General features: G+C 65.6%; 27 protein-coding genes, 1 tRNA gene and 1 other RNA gene. 18 read left to right on the top strand and 11 right to left on the bottom strand.

What is annotated here, in order from left to right:
• The first annotated feature begins 2 nt into the window (after positions 1–2).
• Genes MJ605_RS05170 through lpxK form a run of 3 tightly spaced genes read left to right on the top strand, consistent with a single transcriptional unit; the run spans position 3 to position 3,221 of the window.
• Positions 3–434, top strand: a complete 432-nt coding sequence (locus tag MJ605_RS05170) for an ExbD/TolR family protein (RefSeq protein WP_243039963.1) — start codon at positions 3–5, stop codon at positions 432–434.
• The gene (gene msbA / locus MJ605_RS05175; RefSeq protein ID WP_243039964.1) at positions 431–2,209 is read left to right on the top strand and encodes a lipid A export permease/ATP-binding protein MsbA; all 1,779 of its coding nucleotides are present in this window, start codon (positions 431–433) and stop codon (positions 2,207–2,209) included. The genes MJ605_RS05170 and msbA overlap by 4 nt, the downstream gene beginning before the upstream one ends.
• 10 nt (positions 2,210–2,219) lie before the next feature.
• Positions 2,220–3,221: a tetraacyldisaccharide 4'-kinase gene (lpxK, locus tag MJ605_RS05180; protein WP_243039965.1), complete on the top strand. Its 1,002-nt coding sequence runs from the start codon at positions 2,220–2,222 to the stop codon at positions 3,219–3,221.
• 30 nt (positions 3,222–3,251) lie between these two features.
• On the opposite strand, the gene MJ605_RS05185 is transcribed toward lpxK, so the two are convergent.
• On the bottom strand, positions 3,252–3,719 hold the full coding sequence (locus MJ605_RS05185) for a glycine zipper 2TM domain-containing protein (RefSeq protein ID WP_243039966.1): 468 nt from the start codon (positions 3,717–3,719) through the stop codon (positions 3,252–3,254).
• Between the two features lie 145 nt (positions 3,720–3,864).
• Here MJ605_RS05185 and MJ605_RS05190 point away from each other — a divergent pair, with 145 nt between their 5' ends.
• Positions 3,865–4,263 carry a DUF6165 family protein gene (locus MJ605_RS05190; RefSeq protein WP_243039967.1) on the top strand — a complete coding sequence of 133 codons (399 nt, stop codon included), beginning with the start codon at positions 3,865–3,867 and terminating at the stop codon, positions 4,261–4,263.
• Positions 4,264–4,359: 96 nt separating this feature from the next.
• On the opposite strand, the gene MJ605_RS05195 is transcribed toward MJ605_RS05190, so the two are convergent.
• Positions 4,360–5,403, bottom strand: coding sequence for a glycosyltransferase family 9 protein (locus tag MJ605_RS05195; protein WP_243039968.1), 1,044 nt, complete (start codon positions 5,401–5,403; stop codon positions 4,360–4,362).
• A gap of 45 nt (positions 5,404–5,448) precedes the next feature.
• On the opposite strand from MJ605_RS05195, the gene MJ605_RS05200 reads away from it, so the two are divergent.
• The 8 genes from MJ605_RS05200 to MJ605_RS05235 all read left to right on the top strand — a co-directional run bounded on the left by MJ605_RS05200 (position 5,449) and on the right by MJ605_RS05235 (position 10,620).
• Positions 5,449–6,180: a 3-deoxy-D-manno-octulosonic acid kinase gene (locus tag MJ605_RS05200; RefSeq protein WP_243039969.1), complete on the top strand. Its 732-nt coding sequence runs from the start codon at positions 5,449–5,451 to the stop codon at positions 6,178–6,180.
• On the top strand, positions 6,177–6,935 hold the full coding sequence (locus MJ605_RS05205; RefSeq protein ID WP_243039970.1) for an MBL fold metallo-hydrolase: 759 nt from the start codon (positions 6,177–6,179) through the stop codon (positions 6,933–6,935). The genes MJ605_RS05200 and MJ605_RS05205 overlap by 4 nt, the downstream gene beginning before the upstream one ends.
• 108 nt (positions 6,936–7,043) lie before the next feature.
• Positions 7,044–7,136 (top strand) — tRNA-Ser (locus MJ605_RS05210).
• An 83-nt stretch (positions 7,137–7,219) separates the two neighbouring features.
• Positions 7,220–7,316: signal recognition particle sRNA small type (gene ffs / locus MJ605_RS05215), an RNA gene on the top strand.
• Between the two features lie 101 nt (positions 7,317–7,417).
• Positions 7,418–9,106, top strand: a complete 1,689-nt coding sequence (dnaX, locus tag MJ605_RS05220) for a DNA polymerase III subunit gamma/tau (protein WP_243039971.1) — start codon at positions 7,418–7,420, stop codon at positions 9,104–9,106.
• Between the two features lie 22 nt (positions 9,107–9,128).
• On the top strand, positions 9,129–9,452 hold the full coding sequence (locus tag MJ605_RS05225) for a YbaB/EbfC family nucleoid-associated protein (RefSeq protein WP_243039972.1): 324 nt from the start codon (positions 9,129–9,131) through the stop codon (positions 9,450–9,452).
• Positions 9,453–9,561: 109 nt separating this feature from the next.
• Positions 9,562–10,155: a recombination mediator RecR gene (gene recR / locus MJ605_RS05230; RefSeq protein ID WP_243039973.1), complete on the top strand. Its 594-nt coding sequence runs from the start codon at positions 9,562–9,564 to the stop codon at positions 10,153–10,155.
• A gap of 120 nt (positions 10,156–10,275) precedes the next feature.
• Positions 10,276–10,620 (top strand): histidine triad nucleotide-binding protein, encoded by a 345-nt coding sequence (locus tag MJ605_RS05235; protein WP_243039974.1) that lies wholly within the window; start codon positions 10,276–10,278, stop codon positions 10,618–10,620.
• 59 nt (positions 10,621–10,679) lie between these two features.
• Here MJ605_RS05235 and MJ605_RS05240 read toward each other — a convergent pair whose 3' ends face one another.
• From MJ605_RS05240 to MJ605_RS05255, 4 genes are read right to left on the bottom strand one after another with little or no spacing between them, the layout of a single operon-like run.
• Positions 10,680–11,276 carry a Slp family lipoprotein gene (locus tag MJ605_RS05240; RefSeq protein WP_243039975.1) on the bottom strand — a complete coding sequence of 199 codons (597 nt, stop codon included), beginning with the start codon at positions 11,274–11,276 and terminating at the stop codon, positions 10,680–10,682.
• A gap of 48 nt (positions 11,277–11,324) precedes the next feature.
• Positions 11,325–13,292, bottom strand: coding sequence for a transglutaminase TgpA family protein (locus MJ605_RS05245; protein WP_243040031.1), 1,968 nt, complete (start codon positions 13,290–13,292; stop codon positions 11,325–11,327).
• Positions 13,292–14,248, bottom strand: coding sequence for a DUF58 domain-containing protein (locus MJ605_RS05250; protein WP_243039976.1), 957 nt, complete (start codon positions 14,246–14,248; stop codon positions 13,292–13,294). The genes MJ605_RS05245 and MJ605_RS05250 overlap by 1 nt, the downstream gene beginning before the upstream one ends.
• The gene (locus tag MJ605_RS05255; RefSeq protein WP_243039977.1) at positions 14,248–15,189 is read right to left on the bottom strand and encodes an AAA family ATPase; all 942 of its coding nucleotides are present in this window, start codon (positions 15,187–15,189) and stop codon (positions 14,248–14,250) included. Before MJ605_RS05255 ends, MJ605_RS05250 begins: the two co-directional genes overlap by 1 nt.
• Positions 15,190–15,230: 41 nt before the next feature.
• Here MJ605_RS05255 and MJ605_RS05260 point away from each other — a divergent pair, with 41 nt between their 5' ends.
• Entirely contained in the window at positions 15,231–16,826 is a 1,596-nt protein-coding gene (locus tag MJ605_RS05260) for an ArnT family glycosyltransferase (RefSeq protein ID WP_243039978.1), read from the top strand.
• 266 nt (positions 16,827–17,092) lie between these two features.
• Here MJ605_RS05260 and MJ605_RS05265 read toward each other — a convergent pair whose 3' ends face one another.
• Both MJ605_RS05265 and MJ605_RS05270 read right to left on the bottom strand, forming a co-directional pair.
• Entirely contained in the window at positions 17,093–17,677 is a 585-nt protein-coding gene (locus MJ605_RS05265; RefSeq protein ID WP_243039979.1) for a Maf family protein, read from the bottom strand.
• Entirely contained in the window at positions 17,674–18,129 is a 456-nt protein-coding gene (locus MJ605_RS05270; RefSeq protein WP_243039980.1) for a hypothetical protein, read from the bottom strand. Before MJ605_RS05270 ends, MJ605_RS05265 begins: the two co-directional genes overlap by 4 nt.
• Before the next feature lie 179 nt (positions 18,130–18,308).
• Here MJ605_RS05270 and MJ605_RS05275 point away from each other — a divergent pair, with 179 nt between their 5' ends.
• The 4 genes from MJ605_RS05275 (at position 18,309) to MJ605_RS05290 (ending at position 21,750) form a co-directional block, all read left to right on the top strand.
• The gene (locus MJ605_RS05275; protein WP_425600982.1) at positions 18,309–18,788 is read left to right on the top strand and encodes a YceD family protein; all 480 of its coding nucleotides are present in this window, start codon (positions 18,309–18,311) and stop codon (positions 18,786–18,788) included.
• Positions 18,789–18,806: 18 nt separating this feature from the next.
• On the top strand, positions 18,807–19,001 hold the full coding sequence (gene rpmF, locus MJ605_RS05280; RefSeq protein WP_019466219.1) for a 50S ribosomal protein L32: 195 nt from the start codon (positions 18,807–18,809) through the stop codon (positions 18,999–19,001).
• A 150-nt stretch (positions 19,002–19,151) separates the two neighbouring features.
• Positions 19,152–20,126, top strand: coding sequence for a beta-ketoacyl-ACP synthase III (locus MJ605_RS05285; protein ID WP_243039982.1), 975 nt, complete (start codon positions 19,152–19,154; stop codon positions 20,124–20,126).
• 508 nt (positions 20,127–20,634) lie between these two features.
• Positions 20,635–21,750 (top strand): DNA cytosine methyltransferase, encoded by a 1,116-nt coding sequence (locus MJ605_RS05290; RefSeq protein ID WP_243039983.1) that lies wholly within the window; start codon positions 20,635–20,637, stop codon positions 21,748–21,750.
• Here MJ605_RS05290 and MJ605_RS05295 read toward each other — a convergent pair.
• The 3 genes from MJ605_RS05295 to MJ605_RS05305 all read right to left on the bottom strand — a co-directional run bounded on the left by MJ605_RS05295 (position 21,740) and on the right by MJ605_RS05305 (position 24,827).
• A complete protein-coding gene (locus MJ605_RS05295; protein ID WP_243039984.1) occupies positions 21,740–22,726 on the bottom strand; it encodes an O-methyltransferase in 987 nt (328 codons plus the stop codon). The genes MJ605_RS05290 and MJ605_RS05295 overlap by 11 nt on opposite strands.
• Complete coding sequence (locus tag MJ605_RS05300; protein WP_345779515.1) at positions 22,723–24,114, bottom strand: ATP-binding protein; 1,392 nt, start codon at positions 24,112–24,114, stop codon at positions 22,723–22,725. The genes MJ605_RS05295 and MJ605_RS05300 overlap by 4 nt, the downstream gene beginning before the upstream one ends.
• A 290-nt stretch (positions 24,115–24,404) precedes the next feature.
• Positions 24,405–24,827, bottom strand: a complete 423-nt coding sequence (locus tag MJ605_RS05305; RefSeq protein WP_279237372.1) for a very short patch repair endonuclease — start codon at positions 24,825–24,827, stop codon at positions 24,405–24,407.
• A 154-nt stretch (positions 24,828–24,981) separates the two neighbouring features.
• On the opposite strand from MJ605_RS05305, the gene MJ605_RS05310 reads away from it, so the two are divergent.
• On the top strand, positions 24,982–26,667 hold the full coding sequence (locus MJ605_RS05310; RefSeq protein WP_243039986.1) for an ATP-binding protein: 1,686 nt from the start codon (positions 24,982–24,984) through the stop codon (positions 26,665–26,667).
• Positions 26,668–26,861 lie beyond the last annotated feature (194 nt).

A 26,861-nucleotide genomic window follows, 5' to 3' on the forward strand; every position in this document is an offset into this window, starting at 1 on the left:
CGATGCGTATCGGTAACGACCGCCGGCAGGACGACTTCGAGATCAACGTGATCTCGCTGATCGACGTGCTGCTGACCCTGCTGATGTTCTTCGTGCTCACCACCACCTTCATCCAGCACTCGCGCATGCAGGTGACCCTGCCCCAGGCCAGCGCCGAGGAACGCGACATGCAGGTGCCCGCGCTCACCGTGGTGGTGGATCGCGACGGCCACTTCTACGTGGGCAGCGACGAGGTGATGGGGCAGGGCATCGAGCCGCTCAAGCAGGCCATCGCCAGCGCGGCCGGCGACGACCGCGACCGCCAGGTGACCATCCGCGCCGATGCCATGACGGCGCACCAGAACGTGGTCACCGCCATGGACGCGCTGGGCCAACTGGGCTTCACCAAGCTATCCATCGCCACCACGCCGACGCAGTCGGGCACGGGGCCATGAGCGAAGGCAAGAAGAAAGTCGCGTTGTGGGATGCGAACAGCCGGCGGGTCTACAAGCGCCTGCTCGGCTATTCGGCCCGCTACTGGCCGGTGATCCTGATTTCCATCATCGGCTTCGCCGTGGACGGCGGCGCGCTGGCGCTCTTCACCAGCAAGCTGCAGCCGATCATGGACAAGCTGCTGCAGCAGAAGGATCCCTACCTCATCCGCTGGATGCCGCTGTGGATCATCGGCATCTTCATGGTGCGCGGCGTGGCCATCCTGATCAGCAACTACGGCATGGGCTACGTGTCGCGCAACGTGGTGCAGGCCATGCAGCGCGACGTGTTCGCCGCCTACCTGCGCCTGCCGGCGTCCTTCTTCGGCAGCGAGCATTCCGGCCACCAGGTCTCGCGCATCACCTATACCAGCGAGCAGGTCGCCGGGGCATCCACGGATGCGCTGAAGGTGACTGTGACGGAGAGCATCACCGTCATCGGCATGTTCGTGGTGATGCTGTACAAGAGCCTCTACCTCACCACCGCCCTGCTGATCCTGGTGCCCGCCATCGTGCTGATCGCTTCGGCGGTCAGCCGCCGCTACCGCGTGGTCAGCCGGCGCATCCAGGGCATGATGGGCTCGGTCACCGGCACCGTGGACGAGATGCTCAAGGCCCACCGCGAAGTGCGCATCTACGGCGGGCAGCAGCAGGCGGCCGAGCGTTTCAAGGAAGTGTCCGACCGCGCGCGCTACCTCAACCTCAAGATCGTCGCCACCAGCGCCATCTCCGGTTCGTCGATCCAGACGGTGGCTTCGCTGGCGCTGGCCGGCATGGTGTACCTGGCTTCGCGCCCGGCCGAGATCGACCATATCTCCCCCGGCGTGTTCATCGCCGTGCTCACCGCCATGGGCGGCATGCTGTCGTCGCTGAAGCGGCTCACCAACGTGCAGTCCACCATGCAGACCGGCATCTCGGCGGCGGAGAACCTGTTCGCGGTCATTGACCTGCCGCCGGAAGTGGACCATGGCACCAAGGTGCTGGAGCGCACCCAGGGCGACCTGCGCTTCGACAAGGTGGGGCTGGTGTATCCGCGCGGCGATGCCGTGGCCTTGGCCGACGTGGATCTGCATTGCGCGCCGGGCACGGTAACCGCCCTGGTGGGGCGCTCGGGCAGCGGCAAGAGCAGCCTGGCCAGCCTGTTGCCGCGCTTCAACGAGCCGACCAGCGGGCGCATCCTGCTCGACGGCGAGGACTACGAAAGCTACACGCTGGCCTCGCTGCGCCGGCAGATCGCCTGGGTGGGACAGCACGTGGTGCTGTTCGACGGCACCGTGGCCCAGAACATCGCCTATGGCGAACTGGCCGGCGCCAGCGAGCGGGACATCATCGCCGCCGCCGAGGCGGCCCATGCGATGGAATTCATCGCCGGCATGCCCGAGGGCATCCACAGTCCGATCGGCGAAGGCGGCAACCGGCTCTCCGGCGGCCAGCGCCAGCGCATCGCGATCGCGCGCGCCATCCTCAAGAACGCGCCGATCCTGGTGCTGGACGAGGCGACCAGCGCACTCGACACCGAGTCCGAGCGCCTGATCCAGCAGGCGTTGCAGGACCTGATGCGAGACCGTACGACGCTGGTGATCGCCCATCGCCTGTCCACCATCGAGCACGCCGACCAGATCGCGGTGATGGACCAGGGGCGCATCGTGGAGCGCGGCAGCCATGCCGAGCTGCTGGCCCTGGGTGGGCAGTATGCCGCGCTGCATCGCATGCAGTTCCATAGCCAGAACGGTGACTGAGGCCCATGGCATGAGTGTGGCCGGGCGCATCGAATCGGCCTGGTACGGCAAGGGGCGCGCGCCCTGGTGGACGCGGCCGCTGGCATGGCTCTACGGCGCCCTGGGCGCACTGCGGCGTGCCCTGTATCGCGCCGGGCTGCTGCGCAGCACGCGGTTGCCGGTGCCGGTGGTGGTGATCGGCAACCTCACCGCTGGCGGTACCGGCAAGACCCCGCTGACCATCGCCGTGGCGGAGGCGTTGCGCAGACGCGGCCATGCGCCGGGCGTGGTGAGCCGGGGCTATGGCGGCAAGCAGAAGCGGCCGCGGCTGCTGGACGAGACGCCTGATCCTGCGGTGGTCGGCGACGAGCCCTGCCTGATCCGCGCCAGCGGCGTGGCGGTGGCGGTGGGGCGCGATCGTCCCGCCGCGGCCCGGCTGCTGATCGATGCGGGTTGCGATGTGGTGATCGCCGACGATGGCCTGCAGCACTACGCCCTGGCGCGCGACGTGGAGATCTGCGTGATCGACGGCGTGCGCCGCTTCGGCAATGGCCGCCTGCTGCCGGCCGGACCGCTGCGCGAACCGCTGTCGCGGTTGCGCAAGGTCGATTTCCGCATCTGCAACGGCGGCGTGATGGAACCCGGCGAGGTGCCCATGCATTTGCAGGGTGGCACCGCGCGGGCGCTGGTCGGCCAGCGAACGATGCCGCTGGCCGATCTCGCCGGACGGACCGTGCACGCCGTGGCCGCCATCGGCCATCCGCAGCGTTTCTTCGCCGGCCTGCGCGCCCAGGGCCTGCACGTGATCGAACATGTTTTTCCCGACCACCATGCCTTCAACGCGCAGGACCTCGGCTTCGGCGACCGCCAGCCGGTGCTGATGACCGAGAAGGATGCCGTCAAATGCCGCGCCTTCGCCAAGGCGAACTGGTGGGCGGTGCCGGTGCAGGCGTCGCTGCCAAAGTCTTTCTATGACGAACTGGAAGGGCGCGTGCGACGCGCGTCCTTGGGCATGAAAAAAGCCGGCCCTTGAGAGCCGGCTTTTTTTGAAGGGGGCGTCCGCTTACTGGATGCGGGTGATGTTGCCGTTCGGGTCGATCTGCACCAGGTCGCCGGTGCGGATCGCGCTGGCGTCCGGCACGGTGACGTTGGCGTAGCCGCCGTTGCCCATGCGGATGCGCAGCGTGAAGCTCTGGCGCGCGCCGCCGCTGTTGGCGCCGATGCGGTTGCCCGCGTAGCCGCCGCCGACCGCGCCGGCCACGGTGGCCAGGGTATTGCCCTTGCCCCTGCCGACCTGGTTGCCCAGCACGCCGCCGGCGATGCCGCCGATGATGGTGCCCGCCACGCTGTGGTCGCTGCCCTGGCTGATGTTCTGGTCGATCGCCTCGACGGTGCCGCACTGGTCGCAGCGAAGATAGATGCCGTCGTTGCGCACCAGCACGCCGTTGCGGGCCGCCTGTGCACTGGCGCCGAACGAGCTGGCGGCCAGCGCCGCGGCCAGGGGCAACAGGAAAAGACGGGGGCTAAGCATGGACTTTCTCCTTGGGGTAGGTTGCCGCGCCAGTCTAATAGGACAGACTGAACCGATGGGCAAGACCGCTTATGATGGGCACCTTGCCAGCCGGCCGCGGTGACGGGGCCGTCGCCGCGCCGGCCCCGCCTTTCCTGGAGTCTCCATGAGCCTTATCCAAGTCCCGGTTTCCTACGGCGAGCTGATCGACAAGATCACCATCCTGGAAATCAAGTCCCGGCAGATCGCCGACCCTGCCAAGCTGGCCAATGTGCGCACCGAGCTGGACCTGCTCAACACCACCTGGGCGTCCCACCCGGCGTCCCGCACCGACATCGCCGCCGAGCGCGCCCGCCTGCTGGCGGTCAACGAGGCGCTGTGGGATATCGAGGACCGCATCCGGCTGAAGGAAAAGGCCCAGGCCTTCGACGGCGAGTTCATCGAGCTGGCCCGTTCGGTGTATGTGCAGAACGACGTGCGCGCGGCGGTCAAGCGCGAGATCAACCTCAAGCTCGGCTCGCAACTGGTGGAAGAGAAGTCCTACCAGGACTACCGCACACCCTGAGGCCCACCACTGCCTGTCCTTGTGGGAGCGCACCCTGTGCGCGACGTGCCGGTGGTGATGCCGTCGCGCACAGGGTGCGCTCCCACAGAGAGAAAGCTAGCCGAGGCCCAGGTGCGCCGCGCAGGCCTCGAAGCGCTCGATCACCTCGTCCACGCCGATCAGGTCCATCACGCCGGGACGCTCGATCTTGCTGCCCCAGGGAATCTCGCTGGCCGGCTTGCCGAGGTACTTGCGCGAGGCCTCGTCGTACTTGTCCACGCACCAGCGGCGGTCGGAATAGGGGCCCGAGCGGTTCGGGTTGCTGGCGGCGTGCAGGCCCAGCACCTTGCAGCCCACCGCGTTGGCCATGTGCATGGGGCCGGAGTCGGGTGTCAGCAGCATGGGCGCGCGCTTGAGCATGGCCAACATCTTCTTGAGGGTGTCCTTGCCGGTGAGGTCGAGCGGCGCATGGCGGCAGGCGGCCAGCACGGCGTCGGCCATTGTGCGCTCCAGCGGCGAGGGGCCGCCGACCAGCACCACGCGCCAGCCCTTCGCCGCGGCATGGTTCATCACCGCGGCATAGCGCTCCGGCCGCCAGTTGCGCAGCACGTGGCTGGAGGTGGGGCTCACCAGCAGGGTGGGGTGCTCGCCGGGCAGTTGCCCGGCGGCCCAGGCGTGGTCCTCTTCCGGAATCGGGATGTCCCAGCGCACCTGGGTCTGCTTCAGGCCCAGCGGCTCGCAAAAGCTGCCCATGGCATCGAGCACGTGCTCGCCGGTACGCGCGGGAATGCGCTCGTTGACCACCAGGCCGTGGCCATCCTTCGCGCGCGCGCTGTCGTAGCCGATGCGCCGGCGCGCCCGCACGAACAGGCTCAGCAGATTGGAGCGCAGCGCCACCTGCATCTGCAGCAAGGCATCGAAGCGCTGGCCGCGCAGGGCCGCGCCGACCGCGCGCATGCCGGCCAGGCCGGCGCCCTTGTCGAACGTCACGAAGTTCACCCCGGGCAGGTCGCCGACCAGCCGGCGTTCCAGCTTGCCCACGATCCAGGCCAGCTCCGTCTGCGGCCAGGCCGCCTGCAGCGTGCGCACCAGCGGCACGACGTGGGTGACGTCGCCGATGGCGGAGGTGCGGAGCAGGCAGATCGAGGCGGGTGCGGGCATTGGGCTAGAATCGCGGGACTTTGGGCTGGGGCTGAAGCACGAGGCATGGCGATGCAGGAACGAATCCGCGAGGGTGCCGCCGGTGCGATTCTGTGCGACGCCGCGGTGTCGTCACAAGTCGGGGACGATTGGTTCGATCCGGCAGTGTGGCGCGCGAGGGATGCGTTGCGCCAGCAAGGCGGCGGCCGCGGCGGCGTCGCCGTCATCGACACGCCGGCGGGCGAATGCGTGCTGCGCCATTACCGGCGTGGCGGCATGGTGGCGCGCCTGATGGGCGACCGCTACCTGTGGACCGGCGCCGATCGCACGCGCTGCTTCGCCGAGTTCCGCCTGCTCGTCGCGGTCGCCGCGCTGGGCCTGCCGGGTCCCGTCGCCGTGGCCTGCCGCTATCGCCGGCATGGCCTGTTCTATACGGCCGATCTCATCACTCGGCGCATCCCTGGCGCGTGGACGCTGGCCGAGTGCCTTGGGTATGGGCGGCTGGATGGCGAACTGGCCGGCCGGGTCGGCATGCTGGTGGCCCGCTTCCATCGCGCTGGCATCTGGCACGCCGACCTCAACGCGCACAATGTGCTGGTGACGCCGGAACAGCTCTACCTGATCGACTTCGACCGCGGCCGCCGGCGCGCGCCGGCCGATGGCTGGCGGCGGTCGAACCTGCGGCGCCTGCGTCGCTCGCTGTTGAAACTGGGCGCTGCCGCCCAGGGCGAGGCGGTGTTCGAGGCGCAGCTGTGGCAGCCCCTGCTCGAACGCTACGAGCGTACCCTGCACGCATGAACTGGACTCTGCACTTCCTTGGCGTCGGCGCAGCGCATGCCGTCGAACTGGGTTCCTCGGCGGCGGTGCTGGAACGCGATGGCGCGCCGGTGCTGCTGATCGATTGCGGCCCGGATACGCTGGACCGCTACCAGGCCGCCTATGGCGAACCGCCGCGTGCGTTGTACATCACGCATACGCACATGGACCACGTGGGTGGCATGGAGCGCCTGTTCTTCCGCCTGTGGTTCGACGAGCAGTGGCGCGGCCGCACGCGCGTGTTCATCCATGCGGGCCTGATGGGCTGGCTGCAGGCACGGGTGGCCGACTACCCGAACGTGCTGGCCGAGGGGGGCGCGAATTTCTGGGAGGCGTTCCGGCTGGTGCCGTGCACGCGAGGGTTCTGGCTGGACGGCCATTGGTTCGACGTGTTCGGCACGCGGCACCACATGGCCGGCACGTCCTACGGCGTGGCGCTGGCGGGCAGCTTCGCCTACACCGGCGACACCCGGCCGATCCCCGAGGTGCTGGCGCGCGTGGCGGGCGGCACGGAACGGATCGCCCACGACTGCGGCCTGGTCGGCAACCCCTCGCATACCGGCATCGACGACATCGAGCGGGAATACCCGCCGGCCCTGCGCCAGCGGTTGTGCCTATACCACTACGGCAGCAAGGCCGATGGGGCCGTGCTGGCCGCCAGGGGCTACGCCATCGCCCGTTCCGGCGAACGCATCGCCTTGCCGGCGCCGTTGCCTCCCGGCCCCGGCGCGGGCTAGGGAACGCCAGGCCCTTGCGCTATCTTGTGCGGCTGGCCCCGTGCCGCTATCCTTCCGCTTCTTTGCCGGGCAGGTTCATCCGGCAAGGCAGCAAAGGGTTTTGCGTGCGGAGAGGTGTCCGAGTGGTTGAAGGAGCACGCCTGGAAAGTGTGTATACGGCTTATCCCCGTATCGCGGGTTCGAATCCCGCCCTCTCCGCCAGTTTGAACAACGCGACGGCTTGATCGCCGGCGCGGAAAATCGAGACGACAGGCCAACGCCTCCGTCGAAGTCTATGGTGGCCCTGTCGGTCCCCCCGCGACGATAGTTCGTAAACCCCGCCAGGCCCGGAAGGGAGCAACGGTAGCGAATGATTCGGGTGCCGGGGTGTGGCTGGCAGGGCCGCCGCCTTTACGGCCTCCCTGCGAGCCTTGCGGCAGCCGTTACTGACTTGCCGGCACCGACTTGGCACAATCGGTCCTCGCCCCAAGATCAGGCTACGCATGTCCTATCAGGTACTCGCACGCAAGTGGCGCCCCCGCAAGTTCGCCGAACTGGTCGGGCAGGAGCACGTCGTGCGCGCGCTCACCAACGCGCTCGACACCGGGCGCATGCACCACGCCTACCTGTTCACCGGCACGCGCGGCGTGGGCAAGACCACCATCGCGCGCATCTTCGCCAAATCATTGAACTGCGAGCGCGGCGAGTCGGCCGATCCCTGCGGCGAGTGCGCGGTCTGCACCGCCGTCGATGCCGGCCGCTTCGTGGACCTGCTGGAGATCGACGCGGCCAGCAACACCGGCGTGGACGACGTGCGCGAGGTGATCGAGAACGCGCAGTACGCGCCCGCCCGCGGCCGCTTCAAGGTGTACCTGGTGGACGAGGTGCACATGCTTTCCAAGCCGGCCTTCAACGCCTTGCTGAAGACGCTGGAGGAACCGCCGCCGCACGTGAAGTTCCTGCTCGCCACCACCGACCCGCAGAAGCTGCCGGTGACCGTGCTGTCGCGCTGCCTGAAATTCAACCTCAAGCGGCTACTGCCCGAGCAGATCTCGGGGCAGATGCGCCATATCCTCGCCGCCGAGAACATTCCCTACGAGGATGCCGCCATTGCCGAACTGGCGCGCGGCGCCGACGGTTCGCTGCGCGATGGCCTGTCGCTGCTGGACCAGGCCATCGCCTATGGCGGCGGTACGTTGCGCGTGGACGACGTGCGCGCCATGCTCGGCAGCGTGGCGCGAGGCCAGGTGCTGGGCCTGCTTCAGGCGCTGGCCGGGGGCAACGGCGAGGCGTTGCTGGCCGAGTGCGCGCGCATCGCCTCGTTCTCGCCGGACTTCGGCGGCGTGCTGGATGACCTGGCCAGCGTGCTGCACCGCATCCAATTGGTCCAACTGGTGCCCGGCTACCGTCCCGACGAGGGCGGCGGCGACGACGACGCCCTCGTCGCGCTGGCCCAGCAACTGGCGCCCGAGGACGTGCAACTCTACTACCAGATCGCCACCACCGGCCGCCGCGACCTGTCGCTGGCGCCGGATGCGCGCACCGGCTTCGAGATGGCCATGCTGCGCATGCTGGCGTTCCGTCCAGGCGAGGGGGGCGGTGCGCCGGTCGAGCGCGCCGCGCCGCCCGCCGCGCGGCCTTCGGCGCCGCCGCCGAGAACGACGCCGGCAGCGAACGAGCGCATGCACATGGCCAGCGTGGCCGAGCCGCCGGCGCCGCGTGCCGCGGCCACCCCGGTGCCCGCGCCAGCGGCGCCTGCACCGGCCTCGCCCACGCCACGCGCGCCGGTGGCCGTCGATGCGCGCGGCCTGCCGCATTGGGACAGCCTGATCGAGCAGGCCAACCTGCGCGGTCCGCTGGGCCAACTGGCGCAGAACGCGGCGCTGCGCGGCCGCGACGGCCACACCTTGCTCCTGGCCCTGCAGCCGGCGCACATGCACCTGGCGGTGGAGCCGATGGTGAGCCAGATGGAAGAGCGCATCGGCCAGGCCATGGGCGAGCGCGTGCGTCTGCGTTTTGTCGAGGAACACGGCGCTGCCGCCGAAACCCCGGCGGCGCGCGCCGCCAACGCCCGCGAGGCCGCGCAGGCCGCCGCCGAGCAGGCCATCGAAGACGATCCGCTGGTGCAATCGCTCAAGCGCGAGTTCGGCGCGCGCGTGGTGCCCCAGTCGATCAAGCCCTACGAGAACTGACCAGAGATAGTGGAGTAGTGCCATGAGAGGACAGATCGGCCAGCTGATGCAGCAGGCCCAGCGCATGCAGGAAGACATGAAGCGTGCGCAGGAAGAGATCGCCAAGCTGGAAGTCACCGGCAGCGCCGGCGCCGGCCTGGTCACCGTGCAGATGACCGGCGCCCACGAAGTGCGCCGCGTGCAGATCGACCGCAAGCTGTTCGCCGACGATCCGGAGATGGCCGAGGACCTGGTGGCCGCCGCGGTCAACGACGCGGTGAACAAGGTGGCCGAGGTCAGCAAGAGCAGGCTGGGCGGCGTCACCGCGGGGTTGAACCTGCCGCCTGGGTTCAAGATGCCGTTTTGAGGCTTTCGCCTTTGTAGGAGCGCACCCTGTGCGCGACCTTCCTGCGAAGCGGTAGCGTCGTGGCGCCCGGTCGCGCACAGGGTGCGCCCCTACAGCGAATCGTCGATTCATGAGCAAACTCCTCACCGACCTCATCGAAGCCCTCCGCTGCCTGCCCGGCGTGGGCGGCAAGAGCGCGCAGCGGATGGCCTTCCATCTGCTCGAGCGCGATCGCGCGCGGGGACTGCGGCTGGCGCAGGCGCTCGACCTGGCCATGCGGCAGATCGGCAACTGCTCGCGCTGCCGCAATTTCAGCGAGACGCCGGTGTGTCCGCTGTGCGCCAGCAGCAGCCGCGACAAGCAGGTGCTGTGCGTGGTGGAGTCGCCCACCGAGCTGGCCGCGATCGAGCAGGCCACCGGCTATCGCGGGCAATACTTCGTGCTGCTGGGCCGGCTGTCGCCGCTGGACGGGCTGGGCCCGCAGGAGCTGGGCCTGGACCGGCTGGCCGAGCGCCTGATGGAGGGCGAGATCGAGGAAATGATCATCGCCACCAATCCCACCGTGGAAGGCGAGGCGACCGCGCACTATCTCGCCCAGCTGGCGCGCGCCGCCAACGTCAGGCCCACCCGCCTGGCCCATGGCGTGCCGCTGGGCGGCGAGCTGGAATTCGTCGATCGCGGCACGTTGGCGCATGCCTTCGGCAGCCGCCAGGCGCTGGAATGAATCCATGAGCGACACATTACGCCTCGCCCTGGAGATCCCGGCAGCGAGGAATATCTCGCGCTGCGCGTCGCCGGCGGCGCACGGTATGCTGCTGCGTCTGAACAAAGAAGGAGCTTAGCCATGGGCGATACCATCTTCGGCAAGATCATTCGCCGCGAAATCCCCGCCGACATCGTCTACGAGGACGAGGACGTGCTGGCCTTCCGCGACCTCAATCCGCAGGCGCCGGTGCATGTGCTGTTCGTGCCGAAGAAGCCCCTCGCCACGCTGGACGAGGCCGGCGCCGAGGATGCCGAACTGCTGGGCAAGCTGTTGCTGGCCGCCGCCGCCTACGCGCGCCGCGAAGGACTGGCCGGGCCGGGCTACCGCACCGTGATCAATTGCAACGAGCATGGCGGGCAGACCGTGTTCCACCTGCATGTGCACCTGCTGGGCGGTCGCCGCATGCATTGGCCTCCGGGCTGACGGCCCGTCCGAAAAAAACGCCGGCGCGGAGCCGGCGTTTTTTCATGCGGCCATCGGCATCAGCGATGCGGCGGCGGCACCGGACGCGGCGCCACGATCACGCGCGTCGGGTAATAACCGCCCCAGTAGCCGCCACCCCAACCCCACGGTCCCCAGTAGGGCCCCCAGTACGGGCCCCAGTACGGGTCGTACCAGCCCGGCGGGTACGGATTGACCACGCGCTTGGGCCACAGGTAGACCACGCTGGCTTCCACGCGCGGGTAGGCGTAGGTGTACTCGCCGATCTTCTCCGGCTTGGTGCCCTGCAGCACGCCGGTGACGGTGATGTCGCGGCCGCGCGTGAACACCTCGGGATCATAGAAGCCGGCGCGACAGGCCACGAAGCGGCCCTGGGTCTCGCTGTTGCTGCTGGGTGCCTTCGGGCGCGCCTCGTCGTCGAGCGGCCGCTGCAGCACGTAGAAGCAGGTCTCCTGCGGGCCCGGCTCGGTCTTGATGATCTGGCCACCCCAGCGTACCTGCACGGCACCGCCGCCGCCTTGCTGGGCGGCTACCGAGGTGATGTCGGTGAACGTGCCTTGCAGCGGCTGCGGTACCGTTGCGCAGGCGGCCAGCGTGGCAACGGCGGTCGCGAGAATCAACGGCTTGTACATGGACATGACGCTTTCTCCATCGTGTAGTGGATGCAGTGCATCCACGGTTCAATATCATTTGACCACGCGACGCGGTCGAAAGTCCCGCACGGCCTGTCGAAAGTTCTTCAGCAGTCCAGCCGGCGGTTCGTCGTACGCATAGCGCAATGCCAGGTATGTCCTCATCAGGCGCTCCAGCTCCGCGCGCTGGCTGGGGAAGGCCCGCGCCGCGCGGCTGAAGTAGTGCTGCGGTCCCTCGCTGTGGCGACGGGCCACGCCCGCCGCGGCCAGCCGTCGTTCCAACAGACGCAACGCTTCGCGTGCCGGATCGCCGGTGGGACGCGTCCATACCGCCCACAGCAGACCCAGCATGGCCATCAGCGAACCGCCGACGGCGAGCACCAGACCCAACATGCCCGCGTTGGCGTCGCGCATGCCGAACGGCGTCAGCAATCCATGCTGCCGTAGCGTGTCGAAGCCGATAACGCCTTGGTTCCACCAGCGGTTGACGATGTCCCAGCGGTTGCGCAGGCCCAGCCACCATTGGTTGGGCGACCAGTCGCTGGCCGTCGCGGCGGCCGCCGCGGCGCCTTGGCTGACCCGTTCCGGCCGCACTGCGGCAGTGGGATCGACGCGCTGCCAGCCACGCCCGGGCATCCATACCTCGCTCCAGGCATGCGCATCCGATTGCCGCACCAGCAGGTAGTTGCCCAGGCTGTTCCAATAGCCGCCCTGGTAGCCGGTCACCACGCGCGCGGGTATGCCGGCGGCGCGCATGAGCACGGTGAAGGCGGAGGCGTAGTGCTCGCAGAAGCCTTCATGGGTGGCGAACAGAAAATCGTCGACCGCGTCGCGGCCGAGCGGCGCGGGAGCCAGCGTGTAGCTGAAGCCGCCATCGTGGAACAGGCGCAGGGCGGCCTGCACGATGGCCTCGTCGTTGGCGCCGTACCGCGTGCGCCAGCTTTCGGCCAGCGCGTGCGCGCGGGGATTGAAGCCCGACGGCAACTGCAGGCCGCGCTGGCGTTCGCGCTCGCCGAGCTGCGCTTGCAGGCGATAGCCGGTGGCCGAGTGCAGGGTATAGACCATGGTGTCGTTGACCGGCGTGGCCGCCCGCAGCTCGCCGTCCGGTTCGAGGCGCGAGCGGTCGGGCGCCTCGATGGGCATATCGAGCGCCGGCAATGCGCGCTGGCCGTTGGCTTCCAGGCTCACCGTGTAGCGGAGGGTGGCGCCGTACTGGACGGTGGAGGGCGCTTCGCCGGTATCGACGTGGCTCCAGCGCCGGCCGTCGTAATGCCACATGACATAAGCGCGGAAATAGCGCTGCGCGGCGGGTGGCGGCGCCTCGTCGAAGCCGACCCGCATGGCCGGCCGGTCGTCGGTGAGCAGATCCGTCATGTCGCCCGGCGACATGTCCGGGCTGAGGCCGGTGCGCGATGCGGCCGCATTGGGTGCGCCCCATAGCGGCGAGCTGAGCCGCGGCACGAACACGAAGGCCAGCAGGGCCAGTGGCAGGGATGCGCCCAGCAGCTTCAGCGCGGGCAGCAGCTCCCGCGGCAGCGTGGTGGCCGGCCGCGCCGGTTCCAGTGCGCGCAGGGTGGCGAGCGCCGGCAGCAGGCCGAGCGCGACCAGCAGGGTGGACACCAGGCCCTGGTCGAACAGCAGGGCCGTCATCAGCGCGAAGCAGGCGAAGGCGGCGCCGACGCGGGCATCGCGCGGCGCTTCCGTTTCCAGCAGCTTGAGCACCAGCAGGCCCACGGCGAGCGCGCCGCCAGGCTCGCGGCCGAACAGCGTGCCGTAGTGGAACACCACCGCTGCCGCCAGCAGCGCTACCAGCGGCAGCTTGAGGTAGGCGGGCGCGATGCCGCCGCGCCGCCGCCGCTGCCACCAGCGCGCCGCCAGCGTGGCGGCCAGGGCCGCCGTCAGCCACACCGGCAGGTGCGGCGCGTGCACGCCCAGCACCACGGCCGTGGTCAGGCACAGCAGGTCGAACGGACGCGTACCGATGGGCGGTACCGGCTTGCGACGGAACAGGTGCAAGCGCATCACGGCAGGCTCGCCAGCGCGTTCATGCAATGCGTGTAATGGCTGCGGCCGTGGCCCAGGCCGATCTCCTCGCCGGGCAGCCACAAGCTGGTGGGGCGTCCCACGGCTTCGGCCTCGCCGAGCCAGCGTGCCAGCCGCGCGATGCGCGCCTCGTTGGATAGCTGCGGCAGCTGGCGCCAGTCCAGGTGCCACTCCTCCTGCGCCTCGGGCTGCTCGAAATCCTTCACCAGCAGGCTGTGATGCCGGGCGCTGTGCTTCCAGGCCACATGGCGCTGCGGATCGCCCACGCGGTAGTCACGCAGCGCGACGATGTCCTCGCCCTGGTGCAGGCGAGGCTGCTGCTGCGCCTCGCCATGCGGCGACGGCGGCGGCCCGCCGGTTTCCGGCCGGGGCCAGACCAGCACGGCCTGGTCGGGATGGATCCAGCTCCAGGCGTGGAACAGGCCCAGTGGCCAGTGGCTCCATAGCTTGAGGCGCGGCAGCGGCTGCCAGCCGCGCTGGACGGTGGCGAGGTTCAGGGGAACCAGCGTTTCGCCGTGGGCCGCCACCGCGAACGCCTCGGCCTGGCCGTCCATGTCGGCATGCACCGATCGATGGTCGTGGTCGCCGCCGGCGAACACCAGTTGGATCGCCAGCGGCTCGCCGGCCATGGCTCGGCCTTGCCGCACGCCGGTCAGGCGCAGGCCGTTGAGGCTGCGGAAGGCCACCAGCATGCTGGCGCAACTGGCCGCGCCCAGCATGCAGGTCAGCAGCAGGGCGGCGTTGTTGGCATAGTTGAGCGAGCCCACCAGCATCACCAGCAGCAGCACGGCGAACGCCATGCCGAAGCCTGTGGGCACGATGTAGATGCGCCGTCGATGCAGCAGGATCGGGAGATGCTCGGGCCGCTTGTGGCGGGTCAACGCGGGCAGGCGCCGCTCGGCCCACTCCTGCCAGCGACGCAGCGTCGCCCGCATCAATCCACCGCGACGTCGTTGAGCAGGCTGCGCGCGAGGCTGTCCCCGCTGGCGCCGCGCGTGGTGACCAGGCGGTGCGCGGCGAGCGGTACGAACAGCGCCTGCAGGTCTTCCGGCAGCACGTGCTGGCGCCCGCTCAGGTAGGCCCAGGCGCGCGCGGCGCGCAGCAGGGCCAGGCCGGCACGCGGGGACAGGCCCACGCGCACGTCGGCATGGCGGCGGCTGGCGGTGAGCAGGGCCTGCAGGTAATCGAGCAGGGCGCCGCTGGCGGTGATGGTTTGGACCTGTTGCGACAGTTCGGCCAGGCCGGCGGCGTCGAGCTGGGGCGAGAGCGTGGCCAGCAGGTCGCGGCGATCGCTGCCGGTGAGCAGGGCGCGCTCGGCGGCGGCGTCGGGATAGTCGAGCGAGACGCGCAGCATGAAGCGGTCCAACTGCGAGTCGGGCAGCGGGAAGGTGCCGGCCAGGTCGAGCGGATTCTGCGTGGCCACCACGAAGAACGGCTGCGGCAGCAAATGGGTCTGCCCGTCCACCGTCACCTGGCCCTCGGCCATCGCTTCCAGCAGGGCGCTCTGCGTCTTGGGCGTGGCACGGTTGATCTCGTCGGCCAGCAGCAGGCCGGTGAAGATCGGGCCGGGATGGAAACGGAACTGGCCCGTCTCGCGCTCGTATACGCTGACCCCGATAATGTCCGAGGGCAGCAGGTCGCTGGTGAACTGCACGCGCTGGAACTCCAGCGCGAAGCTGGCGGCCAGTGCGTGCGCCAGCGTGGTCTTGCCCACGCCGGGCACGTCCTCCAGCAGCAGGTGGCCGCCGGCCAGCAGGCAGGCAAAGGCGAGCTTGACCTGCCGTGGCTTGCCCAACAGCACGCGATTGACCTGGGCCATGGCGGCGTCCAGGCGCGCGCGCAGCGTTTCATCGTGCAGGGGAGTGATGGCTGACATGGGATTCTGGCAACGGGGAAGGGCGGTGCGGGGCGAAGCTCATGCGTGACGACCGCAGTGTAGCCGCCGGCCTTGCGCGCTGGCGAGCTACCTTCGTCACGGCTTTCGCCGTCCTGCTGCTGGCCAAGCTGATGCTGGCGGCGAGCCTGTCGCCGTTCGGCGACGAGGCGTTCTACTGGCAGGAGAGCCGTCACCTGGCCTGGGGCTATAGCGACCTGCCGCCGTTGACGGCGTGGCTGATCCGGCTCGGCGAAAGCGTGGCGGGGCATGGATTGCTGGGTATACGCTGGCCCTTCCTGCTGATCGGCAGCGCCTTGCCGTGGCTGGTGGTGGCGTTCGCGCGGGAGGCGTTCGATGCACGCGCGGGCTGGCAGGCCGGCCTGCTGTGCCTGGCCCTGCCGCTGGCTGGCACGCTGGGCGTGATGGCCTTGCCGGATGTGCCGCTCACGGTGGCGATCATGGGCGCCTTGCTGGCGCTGCTGCAGGCGATGCGCGGGGACCGCCTGCGCGACTGGTGCTCGCTGGGCCTGGCGCTGGGCGTGTGCTGGCTCACCCACTACCGCGCGGCCATGCCCATGCTGGCGGGGCTGCTGCTGTGCCTGCTCACGCCGCGCGGGAGGGCGCAGTGGCGCCGTGGCGGCTTCTGGCTGGCGCTGGCGCTGGCGGCGCTGGGGCTGCTGCCGCTGCTGGTGTCCAACTGGCAGCAGCATGGCGCGGGCGTGGCCTTCCAGGTGGCCGAACGCAATCCCTGGCGGTTTCATGCCGATGCTCTGGTGCAGCCGCTGGAGCAGGCGGTGGCCTGCACGCCGCTGTTCTACCTGCTGCTGCTGTGGGCGGCCTGGCGCAGCTGGCGCCGCCGCAGCGACGGCGCGCCTTGGGATGTGATCGGCGTGGTATCGGCGAGTTTCATCGTGCCGTACTTCGTGCTGGGCCTGTTTGCCGACGACCTGCGTTTCCGCGCGCACTGGCCGCTGCCGGGCTACCTGCCGCTGCTGGCGGTGCTGCCGGTGCTGCTGCGCGAGCGCCTGGTATGGCCCAGGCCGTGGCTGGCGGCCGCGTTCGCGCTGGCGATGCTCGGCCAGCTCGGCGGGCTGCTGTACCTGGGGTTGGCCGCGCACGAGGGCGGGGCACGGGTGCTGGCCGGGGCGAAGGCCTTTCCCGCGCGCTTCGTGGGCTGGCGCGAAGCCGGTGAGGCGGCCCGGGAGCTGGGGGCCGGGCATCCTGGCGTGCTGGTGGCCGACAACTTCATGCTGGCGGCCGAGCTCGATTTCCAACTGGATGGCGCCACGCCGGTCTATGTGCTGGACAGCCCGCTCAACACCAAGCATGGCCGGGCGCCCCAACTGGCGATATGGGGACTCGACGAGACCGCGCTGCGACGTGCGCATGGCGGCGAGCCCATGCTGCTGGCGGTTGACGAGAAGGCGTTGCTGGTCCATGAGCGGCAGGGGTGGCTGCGCACGCTGTGCGGCCGCATCGGGCAGCCGCAGGCGCTGCGGCGGCTGGATCTCTACGGCGGCCGCCGACGCATGGCGTTCTATGAGGGAACGGTGCCGCATGCCTTGCCGGTGGTTGCCGCCGCCGACGATGCGTGCCCAGTATGGCAGCAGGCGCGCGTCGCCGATGGCGGCGGCTGAATCCGCTTCCAAGAGACTGTTCGAAGTTCCAGCTCGGCCCCTCCCCGCTGACGCTGATCGGTCCCCTCTGTAGGAGCGCACCCAGTGCGCGACCTCCTTTTGCCTCGGTCCGCATCGTTCGTCATCCTGGCCCTTGCCCCCCTTCTTTTGCGGGGTGCGCCGGGACGACGAGCCATGAGGCGAAAGGCGTCGCGCACCAGGGTGCGCTCCTACCAGGCTGCGTACAGGGAGGGGGTAGGAGGGCCCACCAAGATTTTGAACAGGCTCTAAGGCAAACGCAGGCCGGCCTCGCGCAGCAGCCGGGCCAGGGCGATCAGGGGCAGGCCGACCAGGGCGCTGGGATCCTGGTTATCGATGCGCTCGAACAGGCTGATGCCCAGCCCTTCGCACTTGAAGCTGCCGGCGCAGTCGAGCGGCCGTTCCCGCTCGACGTAGCGGGCGATCTCGCCGTCATCGAGGTCGCGGAAATACACCCGGGTGTGATCGACATGGGCCAGGTCCTCGCCGCTGCGGGTGTCGTGCACGCATAGCGCGGTATGGAAATGCACCTCGCGGCCGGAGCACGCGGCGAGCTGGGCCCGCGCCCGCTCCGCCGTGCCAGGCTTGTCCAGCACCAGGCCTTCCAGTTCGGCGACCTGGTCGGAACCGATGACCAAGGCGTCCTCCAGTTCCGCCGCCACTGCCCGGGCCTTGGCCACGGCCAGGCGCAGCGCGCGTTCGCGCGGTGTTTCGCCGGGGAGGGGGCTTTCGTCGGTGCCGGGGGCGCGCTGCTCGAAATCCGGCCACAGGCGCCGCAGCAGTTCAGCCCGGTAGCGCGAGGTGGAACCGAGCACCAGGGTGGGCGTGCTCATGCGTCGTGCTCCCGGCGCAGGTGTTCGCGCATGGCGCTGTCCAGGTCGTGCTGCGCCCGGTCCAGGGCGGCCAGCAGGGGGCGCAGGCGGTCGCGCGTGTCGTTCATGGCATGCACGGCCTGGTCCAGTTGCTGCTGGCTGGCGCGGGGCGCCTGGTCGCGGATCCAGATGCGTTGCTGCAGCAGCGAGCGCAGGCCGGCGTCGATCGCATGGCGCGCCTCCTGCTCGCCATGGGCCGGCAGATCGGGGTTGAGCGACATCACCGCATGGGCCTGCTGCAGGCCCGCCCGGCAGCTCTTGAGGTCGCCCTCCAGCCGGTCGGCCAGCTCCAGCAACTGGTGCAGGCTGCCCGTGCGGCGGTCGACGCGGCGCCGGTAGGCCAAGGCCATGGCGGCCAATATCGCACCCAGCACGATCAGGGCCGCCAGGCCGAGCATCAGGTAGGAGTTCACGAAAAACGGCCGGCTCGTTGGTCAATGAGTGGCCGCAGTCTGCCGTACCGGGGACATTCAGGCAAAATGGTCCGGTCAAGCTGGCGGCCCGTGACCGGGTCGTTGACTTCAAGATGCCGTAATCCTATGATTTCGCGTCTATGTCCGTGACACTGCCAGAGTCCGTGGACGCTTGGCGCATGGTCTCGGCGCGGCGTTCGTTCCAGGGCGACTTGCCCGTGGCCGCCCTCGCGCGGTTGGGGGAGACGCTCGCCGGCACCGAAGGGACAGTGCGATACGAGCTGGATTTCGGCCGCGACGACCTGGGTACGGCGTACCTCGACGTTCGCGTCCAGGCCCCGCTCACGCTGACCTGCCAACGTACCCTGGAGCCTTTCGTGCTGCCGGTGACGGTGGACAGCCGGCTGGGGCTGATCCGCACCGAGCGGGAGGAATCGGCGTTGCCGCCGGCGGTCGAGCCGTTGCTCGTGGCCGAGGACGGCAAGCTGAACCTGGCGGACGTGATCGAGGACGAATTGTTGTTGGCGCTGCCGCTGGTGCCGGTCAACCCGGACAGCAAGCTGCCGGAAGAAGTAGTAGGTCCCGAGCCTGGGGAAACCCCGGGCGAAGGGCGTTCCGATAACCCGTTCGCGATTTTGCGCGAACTCAAGAAACGTTGATTTAGCTGGAGATTCGCCATGGCCGTTGCCAAGAGCCGCAAGACCCCGTCCACCCGCGGCATGCGTCGTTCGCACGATGCGCTCAAGACCGTGCAGCTGGCCACCGATCCGACCAGTGGCGAGGTGCATCTGCGTCACCACGTCACCAAGGATGGCTACTACCGCGGCAAGAAGGTCATCGACACCAATACCTCGGTGGTCGAAGAGGATTGATCGTTCCCGCAAGGGAGACGGTGACGCATGGCGGCGCGATTTCGCGCCGCTTTGCGTTTGTGCGATTGCCCACGTAACGTTGGCGGTTTGGAGGCCGGCCGCAGCGATCCTGCGTCGCCCGCCCGTCCCAATCCGCCGCATGGAAAGTTAATGGCCCAGATTTACGCCCGCATCACCGGCACCGGCAGCGCGCTGCCCGAGCGCGTGGTGACCAACGCCGATCTCGAGAAGATCGTCGAGACCAGCGACGAATGGATCCGCACCCGCACCGGCATCCAGCGCCGCCACATCGCCGCGGAAGGCCAGACCACCGGCGACCTGGCCACCGAGGCCGCGCAGCGTGCCCTCGAGGCGGCCGGCGTCAAGGCCTCCGAGCTCGACCTGATCGTGCTGGGCACCACCACTCCCGACATCATCTTTCCCTCCACCGCCTGCCTGGTGCAGCACCGCCTGGGCGCCAACGGCTGCGCCGCCTTCGACGTCAACGCCGCCTGTTCGGGCTTCGTCTACGCGCTGGGCATCGCCGACAAGTTCATCCGTAGCGGCCAGTCCAGGAAGGTGCTGGTGATCGGCGCGGAAACGCTGACCCGGATGGTCGACTGGAGCGAGCGCGAGACTTGCGTGCTGTTCGGCGACGGCGCTGGCGCGGTGGTGCTGGAAGCTTCCGGCGAGCCCGGCATCTACGCCACGCTGCTGCACGCCGACGGCGGCTTCAAGCACCTCCTGTACAACCCCGTGGGCGTCTCGGCCGGTTTCACCGACGAGCCCAACCATGGCGTGCGCATCAACATGTCCGGCCGCGAAGTGTTCAAGGTCGCGGTGAAGACGCTCGACTCGCTGGTCGACGAAACCCTGCAGGCCGCCGGCATGGAAGCCTCGCAGATCGACTGGCTGATCCCGCACCAGGCCAACCTGCGCATCATCGAGGCCACGGCCAAGCGCCTGGAGATGCCGATGGAGCAGGTGATCGTGACCGTGCACGAGCACGCCAACACCTCCTCCGGCTCGGTGCCGCTGGCGCTGGACTACGCGGTACGCTCGGGCAAGGTGCAGCGCGGCCAGAACCTGCTGCTGGAGGCGTTCGGCGGTGGCTTCACCTGGGCGTCGGCGCTGCTGCGCTACTGATCGCCTGTCGTCGCTCCACGCTAATTGGTAGCAAATGCCCCAAGATCGGCCAGCCAAATTTTGGGGGCGGCCATGGTTTGGCGAATCCCTTTCTAACTCGTTGATAATTAAACGCCCCGTCTGTCGGGGGCGTTTTTTGGCGCGGGGCCAGGGAGAACGCCCTACTCGGTTGGATTGACCTGCCTCAGGTCTCCGGCCAAGACGGGCTCGCCGACAAGCCGCCTGTCAGGGAAGTGCGGCCCAGGTCAAAAGTCATCCCTCTAGGCTAAGGATGGCCTTTTGCCGCCGCATCTTCTCCAGTCGAGGCACTGATCTCTGTCACGCCATTATTGGCTGCGGCGGTAGCCGGCTGCGTGACGGGCATATATGGCATCTTGCACGAAGGCCGGGATAGGGGGTCACCTTGTCCGATTTGGCGCCTGCCGTGCCTAGACGGGAGGAGCCCCGAACTGCCAGATGTCGAGGCCAGCGATCGACAGGAAAGGGCTACGCAGATAGTATTAGCCGAATGAATCAACCTACCGTAATCGACCTCTTCTCAGGCGTCGGCGGCCTAAGCCTTGGTGCAGCTCGCGCCGGCTTTAGAATCGCTGGAAGCGTTGAGCTCGACCAGATCGCATCGGCGTCTCACGCCTTCAATTTTCCAAGCACAAAGCATTTGACAGAGGATGTCTCGATGCTGACCGGCCGCGGCCTACTGAGGGAATGCGGCGTCCGGTCAGCGGCGTTGGCCGGTCTTATCGGCGGGCCGCCATGCCAAGGATTCAGCGCAATCGGTAGGCGCGATAGCAATGATCCGCGCAACCAGCTCTTCGGCGAATTCTTCAGATTGGTTGCCGAAACGCGTCCTGCCTTTTTCGTCGCTGAAAACGTGCCTGGTATCCTTCGCGAAGAAAACGCAAAGATCATTCAACAAGCCTTTGCCCGGTTACCTGCACAGTATCAGGTCCTCACCCCTCTCAAGGTTCGGGCGAGTGACTATGGTGCTCCCACAATCCGGACGCGTGTTTTCTTTATTGGATTCGACCCGTCGCGCATCAATCTACTCACGGCATCAAACTTTGCTCCTGACCCAGGTATAGAGCCGGTTTACGTAAAGCACGCATTGCGAGGACTGCCGGATGTAGACGCTGACTGGCAGGCGGAGGCGCAGAGCTGGCGGACGGTCAAACCCTATGCTGGTGGAAGTTTTGGAGAGCGCCTAAATGGGTTCATCCCCGAAGGTGTTGGCAATCCGAGCGCGCTGGAACGCGTAGCTGCCAGGAAAGTCTCCGGTTTTTTGGGAACGAAACACTCCGACTCTACCGTTGCTCGCTTCGACGCTCTTGGCGCCGGAGAGATCGATTCCGTATATCGCTCCCCTCGGCTCGATCCAAACGGCTTTTGTCCGACGCTCCGCGCGGGCACAACGAGAGAAAAGGGCAGCTACCAAGCTGTGCGGCCGATCCATCCAAAGAAACCACGCGTTATATCGCCGAGAGAAGCCGCGAGGCTTCAAGGCTTCCCCGACTGGTTCGTGTTTCATCCAACAAAGTGGCACGCGTTCCGCCAGATCGGAAACAGCGTAAGCCCTATCGTGGCGGAACACTTACTGGCAAAAATTAGCGCAGCTCTTACAAGCTGACCCTGACGAACTCCGGATAGATTCGATAGTAAGTGCCGAACGAATTCACGGATTTCGCAGGGATACCCTCGGGAGCAATCAACTCGCCAAGGAGATTTTTGGCTTGCGCAACGGTTCCATTTGGCTGAAGGGATTCGAGCGCCAAACGTTCCCGCGCTGATAAAACGGGCAGGTCGATCTCAAGCGGGTACTGCCAGTCCATGCGAGCAAACGGCCAGTGGCACAACCTGCTGTCCTGCGGAAAAGTCGGCACGTTAGTCTTGGCTGGATCCAAGACGATTCCAGTTGCCGTAAGCATCATCGTGCCATCAGAGTAAACGAACGCCGTAAGGGGTTGGACAACTAGGTTCGATGCATTCACCCCTCGCTTTGCTGCCAAATGCACGGCGTGAAGGAGCAACGTCGGAAATTTATCGGGCCTAAAGTCCGCGTCGGTAATCGTGAGTGGTTTGTCAGCACCTACCCTGGCCTCGAACTCTTGGCGTCTTAGAGTAACTAGCTCCTTCGGAGAAAGGCCTGCGGTACCTTCCCTAAGTGCAGCTACCGACGCGTTAAGCGTGACCTTGAAAATATCCCCGTGAGCCAGTTTGTTGACGAGCTTCGCCGTGTCATCAAGCTGTTGTTTAAGCTCGCCTGGTGAGGTGAAGTCCAGCCAGACAACTGTGGGAAACTCGGAGTTGAACTCGTCGATATAGGTGGACGAGTCCTGCAAAACAAACTTCACGCAACTCAATGGACAATTAAATTTCTGCCGTGCCTGAACGACTGGGTCGCGCTCGATGCACACCATATTGGAGATGCGCGTCGCGGAATGAATTGCCTTAAAATCCTCCATAAATGGACCACCAAAGCCGATGTATTGGTAGTCCGAAATGTTGAACGAGGTACGTCCGATTCGATTGAGAACGTCTAGAAACAGAGAGCGCTCAACTGCTTTATTCGGGCGCAGGTGATATGCAATGTTACCGCCACTCATACTTCAAGCTCCCTGAGTGCGCGTGCAAAGCACTCTTCACCGACCTCGGAGGGCTTGGCATCAGGCGTCCCGAAGAATTCCTGGGAAAGTAGCTTGATCTCTGACTCTGGTTTCGAAAATCTCACCCATCGATCCGTGAACGTTTGCGGAGCCGGAAGATCAGGACGTGACTGTTCGCCGCCAATGGTCTTTCGTATCGCCGTGAACTTCAGATCACTGCGCTTTGCAACCTCTTCCGGAAGAACAGTCGTAAGGGCTGGGCTTTGCGCCTCCCGCTCCTTGCGCTCAGTAGGGCGTTTTTTCCAGCGGTTCGTATAGTTAGTAAATAGTTTCAGGCCATCCCGCATAAAATCTTTGACCTGCAAATAAAGCTCGCTGTTCGCGTCTACGCCGCGTTTCGTTGTTGTAAGCGGCAGCTTGGAAGGGTCGTTCGATCTAAAAATTACGACACCCGCGATCGCTACGAACTGAGTGTGATACGCCGGTACCGTCGCTTCGCCCCACCCTGTTAGCCTTGTCTTGTCGGCGTAGAGCACAACGCGATCATTGCAGATGATCGTCCACCCGGCGTTCTCTGTCGAAGCACGGCCTTCGAGCTCTTGTTCCTCCTCCTCCTCAGTGGGTGATGTTCTGTACAAGCCCACGGAAAGATAAACGTCCACACCATCTGGCTGTCCTTGGCGACGATATACATAAGGGGCGATCCCTTGGCCAGCGTGATCCCTTTTCTCCTCCATCAGGAAGCCTATTTTCTTCGCGCCGGCCTCCTTGCCGTTTACGGTGACCGTGAACCCCTTCTCAATAATGTAGCTGTAGTACGCCCTTACATCGTCCAGGAACTCATTTAGGAATTCTTCCTGCGAGAAGCTGCGGGAGATGCCGGGTCGCAGTTGTTCGACATGAATGGTCGTTCCATGGACTTGATCGGGGCGATTGGTGATGTCGACCATCTCCAGTTCCCACAAATCGTCGTTCCCCATCCATTCGGGAGTGATCTCTACTGAGAAAGACCTGTCCCCCCTCAGACTCGTAACCTTCGCAGAAGTGCCCATTTTGAAGATTGCGCGCTTCATGCCGATCCCGTACAACCCTACAGTTGGAAGATCCTCATCCAGGTCTTTCTCTTTACGGCCAAGTCGGAAGGCGCTTCGCTCGGCAACATCGAAGGGAATTCCACCGCAGTTGTCGGTAATCGTGAACGAGTTTTCGTCAAAGCGGATGTCAGCGCGATAATTTTCGTAGGGGTTAACCGCGTCTGCAGCAGGTTGCGTCATTCGCATTGCTCCATCAACGCAATTGTCTAGGAGGTCGAGCAATGCGTCCTTAAGCTCAATGTCCCTGACTAACATTTCGACGAAGAATCTTTTCGCCGGAAAAGCCCGTGCCATTGTCACTATGTGCTCCTTATTCCCGCGTGATCGCCAGTCCGTCCTAGGCCCAGGCGCAGGGCCTTAGAAGTCATTTTGCCACTGATCGCGGTATAGCGCTCTCCCTGCGCGTGCACTAGGGCCTTGTCCAGCTGCCGCGACCATTCGCATCTAGCCTGGCGCCCCGCATTAGCGGCGTCAAAGGTAGCGGGAGGGGGTGGAACGCCTCGGGGCTCGGCGCGCTTTCTTCAGATAGGAAATAAGCGTCAGTCCGCTCATGCGGAAAGTCGGTTCTGACGATTTCTGCAAGGCTATATTGCGGAGCCCCGCCTCGCTATAAGGATCTCAGCAATCCGGTCGACGCATGCGGACGGTGATTGTTTCAGTTCGTGTCCCCAGACCCGAACTACCTTCCAGCCGGCTCTACGAAGTTTGGCGAAATTCCTTCGGTCGCGCTTTCGGTTGTTTTCAATCTTCTGCTGCCAGAAAGGCGGTAACGTGTGTTGCCAACTGGCAAATCGATACCCATGCCAGAAATCGCCATCCACAAAAATGGCGACCCGCTCCTTTGAGAAAACAATATCGGGGCATCCCGCCAACGTGCGCACATGCTTCCTAAATCTGTAGCCGCGACGGTGAAGTCCCGACCGCAACACGAGCTCTATTCCCGTGTCCTTACTTCGGATGCGGGCCATAAGGCTACTGCGCTGCGCAGGCGTCAGGCGATCAGCCATGGGGATATCTCCGGCGTTTCCTCAGTTGCATAAGGGCTGGAGCAATGATATGCACAGTTGGCGACAGGCCGCAGCCCTAAAGCCTGGGCCAGTGGTTGCCGATAAAGAGGCGATAGTCTAGACAACAAGCTCAGCTTCATGGATGGCGTTAACAATGGCGAAGACAAGCACGTTTGCGGTCAATCAGGGGATCGATCCTCGTTACCTACAGAGCATCTTGACGAAAGATGTCACGGTACTCGAAGGCATATTCGACCTTATCGATAACTCCATCGATGCCGCTCGAGATCGCCTGCTGGATGCCGCTGTGGCATCGGATGAGTATGGGCTGCCAGCCAGTTATGAAGGACTGGAGGTTTCGCTGCGATTTGCGAAGACCAGTATCACTTTCAGGGATAACGGCTCAGGCATTACTGAACAAGACCTCACAAATCGCACATTCGTTATCGGTGCTGCAACACATCATCGATTTGGTCTTGGCTGGTTTGGTATAGGTTTGAAACGTTCGCTAATCCGCTTGGGTAAGACGTACCTTCTCCATACGGATGACGGAAGCACATCTTCAAAGATTGAATTCAACGCCAGCGACATGCTCGATAGGCCTGGCGTCCCTTTAGTCGGACATCGCCTTCGCAGTAAGAAAAAGACCCGAACGATCGTGCACATCTCGGATCTCCGTGATGGCGTTAGACACGAAATTGGCGCTGAGGACTGGCTTGACATTGTGCGGAAGAATCTTGCCAGGCGGTATGGAATTTTCGTTGCCAAGGGCCTCAAGCTTACGGTTAACGGAAAGGCTGTGCCGGTTTTTGGTCCCGCCATCCGGCTGAAAGGTCCCGTAGAAAGAAAGTCAACCAACTTTCCGGCGAAGGACGGAGTGCGCGTATTTATCGACTCAGGAATGCATGCGGACTATCGGTTGACCGGGGAGAAGGACTATTCAACGGTCAAATCAAAGATCGCATCCCTGAGCGACCAATACGGCTGGTACTTCGTATGCAATGATCGGATAGTCAAGGTTGCAAGCCGAGATCGCCATCTCGGATGGAAGACCAGCTGGCACCCGGAATATAACGGCTTTGTTGGTTGGGTGAGGTTTGTCGCCGAGGACCCTGAGAAGCTTCCGTGGGATACAAAGAAAACATCAATCGAACCCAGCGCGCCAGTATTTCGGCAGATAGTCGATAGCCTGCAGAATCTGGCCGATGCCTATCGCGCGAAGAACAGACAATCCCGCAAGAAAACTATCCAGCATGAAGTGGAAGGGGCTGGTGGCACGCAGGTTGGCCCCCAATCCGAACCGCCAACTCGAATTAAGCCGAAGAAGAACGAACATAATGACCTGTGGAGATTTCTTCTTCCGAACGTTGAGGTCGCGCTTACGAGCAAGAAAGTCAGGTCGATGGTCGAAGAGGCAGAAAATCTTCCTGTGGAGCACTGCTATGCGGGGTCGCTCTTGTTGCGTGCGATCGTAGAGATAGCACTTTTCGAACACATTAAGCTGTCCGGAAATTACCGCGCGGTGCAGGGCATGGTGTTTGAAAAGCAGGAGCGCGACGGAAGGCCGTTCACTGATGCACAAAAGAGAGCTTTCCGCCCAACGTTTAGCGACGCGCTCGATTGGCTATGCGCACATGACGAGTATTTCCCAGTCGAAGTTCGGCGAGAGTGCGCAAGATCACGAACGAAGTTCAAGACCCATCTAAAGGAATTGAACGGAGTTGCTCACGAAGACGAGCTTACCGACAGCGGCAAGCTGAAAATCATCAGAAACGACACGTGGCCTCTCTTGAAATTTTTGCTGGGTAGTGCTCCTCACGGAAACGGAGTGGTGAAGTAACACCATACTCATTACGAGGCAAAGGATCGCTCTTCGGCATCACCTTGGGCGGTACAGAACAGACGCGGTAACGGCGCCGAGATGTTTTACGAGCGGGTGATTGAGCGTTACGCGTTCATGGACGACGTTTAAGAGCCGCTAACAAAACTCCGGAAGATTCCGTAAGCAGATGATCGAGCAGGCAAGCGACAGCC

It is taken from the genome of Dyella sedimenti, from assembly GCF_022760995.1.
GTDB lineage: Bacteria > Pseudomonadota > Gammaproteobacteria > Xanthomonadales > Rhodanobacteraceae > Dyella > Dyella sedimenti.

Excerpts from the sequence above, each read along its gene's own strand:
- MJ605_RS05170 (WP_243039963.1), top strand. The coding sequence starts at position 3 with ATGCGTATCGGTAACGACCGCCGGCAGGACGACTTCGAGATCAACGTG.
- msbA (WP_243039964.1), top strand. The coding sequence starts at position 431 with ATGAGCGAAGGCAAGAAGAAAGTCGCGTTGTGGGATGCGAACAGCCGG.
- lpxK (WP_243039965.1), top strand. The coding sequence starts at position 2,220 with ATGAGTGTGGCCGGGCGCATCGAATCGGCCTGGTACGGCAAGGGGCGC.
- MJ605_RS05185 (WP_243039966.1), bottom strand. The coding sequence starts at position 3,719 with ATGCTTAGCCCCCGTCTTTTCCTGTTGCCCCTGGCCGCGGCGCTGGCC.
- MJ605_RS05190 (WP_243039967.1), top strand. The coding sequence starts at position 3,865 with ATGAGCCTTATCCAAGTCCCGGTTTCCTACGGCGAGCTGATCGACAAG.
- MJ605_RS05195 (WP_243039968.1), bottom strand. The coding sequence starts at position 5,403 with ATGCCCGCACCCGCCTCGATCTGCCTGCTCCGCACCTCCGCCATCGGC.
- MJ605_RS05200 (WP_243039969.1), top strand. The coding sequence starts at position 5,449 with ATGGCGATGCAGGAACGAATCCGCGAGGGTGCCGCCGGTGCGATTCTG.
- MJ605_RS05205 (WP_243039970.1), top strand. The coding sequence starts at position 6,177 with ATGAACTGGACTCTGCACTTCCTTGGCGTCGGCGCAGCGCATGCCGTC.
- dnaX (WP_243039971.1), top strand. The coding sequence starts at position 7,418 with ATGTCCTATCAGGTACTCGCACGCAAGTGGCGCCCCCGCAAGTTCGCC.
- MJ605_RS05225 (WP_243039972.1), top strand. The coding sequence starts at position 9,129 with ATGAGAGGACAGATCGGCCAGCTGATGCAGCAGGCCCAGCGCATGCAG.
- recR (WP_243039973.1), top strand. The coding sequence starts at position 9,562 with ATGAGCAAACTCCTCACCGACCTCATCGAAGCCCTCCGCTGCCTGCCC.
- MJ605_RS05235 (WP_243039974.1), top strand. The coding sequence starts at position 10,276 with ATGGGCGATACCATCTTCGGCAAGATCATTCGCCGCGAAATCCCCGCC.
- MJ605_RS05240 (WP_243039975.1), bottom strand. The coding sequence starts at position 11,276 with ATGTCCATGTACAAGCCGTTGATTCTCGCGACCGCCGTTGCCACGCTG.
- MJ605_RS05245 (WP_243040031.1), bottom strand. The coding sequence starts at position 13,292 with ATGCGCTTGCACCTGTTCCGTCGCAAGCCGGTACCGCCCATCGGTACG.
- MJ605_RS05250 (WP_243039976.1), bottom strand. The coding sequence starts at position 14,248 with ATGCGGGCGACGCTGCGTCGCTGGCAGGAGTGGGCCGAGCGGCGCCTG.
- MJ605_RS05255 (WP_243039977.1), bottom strand. The coding sequence starts at position 15,189 with ATGTCAGCCATCACTCCCCTGCACGATGAAACGCTGCGCGCGCGCCTG.
- MJ605_RS05260 (WP_243039978.1), top strand. The coding sequence starts at position 15,231 with ATGCGTGACGACCGCAGTGTAGCCGCCGGCCTTGCGCGCTGGCGAGCT.
- MJ605_RS05265 (WP_243039979.1), bottom strand. The coding sequence starts at position 17,677 with ATGAGCACGCCCACCCTGGTGCTCGGTTCCACCTCGCGCTACCGGGCT.
- MJ605_RS05275 (WP_425600982.1), top strand. The coding sequence starts at position 18,309 with ATGGTCTCGGCGCGGCGTTCGTTCCAGGGCGACTTGCCCGTGGCCGCC.
- rpmF (WP_019466219.1), top strand. The coding sequence starts at position 18,807 with ATGGCCGTTGCCAAGAGCCGCAAGACCCCGTCCACCCGCGGCATGCGT.
- MJ605_RS05285 (WP_243039982.1), top strand. The coding sequence starts at position 19,152 with ATGGCCCAGATTTACGCCCGCATCACCGGCACCGGCAGCGCGCTGCCC.
- MJ605_RS05290 (WP_243039983.1), top strand. The coding sequence starts at position 20,635 with ATGAATCAACCTACCGTAATCGACCTCTTCTCAGGCGTCGGCGGCCTA.
- MJ605_RS05295 (WP_243039984.1), bottom strand. The coding sequence starts at position 22,726 with ATGAGTGGCGGTAACATTGCATATCACCTGCGCCCGAATAAAGCAGTT.
- MJ605_RS05300 (WP_345779515.1), bottom strand. The coding sequence starts at position 24,114 with ATGGCACGGGCTTTTCCGGCGAAAAGATTCTTCGTCGAAATGTTAGTC.
- MJ605_RS05305 (WP_279237372.1), bottom strand. The coding sequence starts at position 24,827 with ATGGCTGATCGCCTGACGCCTGCGCAGCGCAGTAGCCTTATGGCCCGC.
- MJ605_RS05310 (WP_243039986.1), top strand. The coding sequence starts at position 24,982 with ATGGCGAAGACAAGCACGTTTGCGGTCAATCAGGGGATCGATCCTCGT.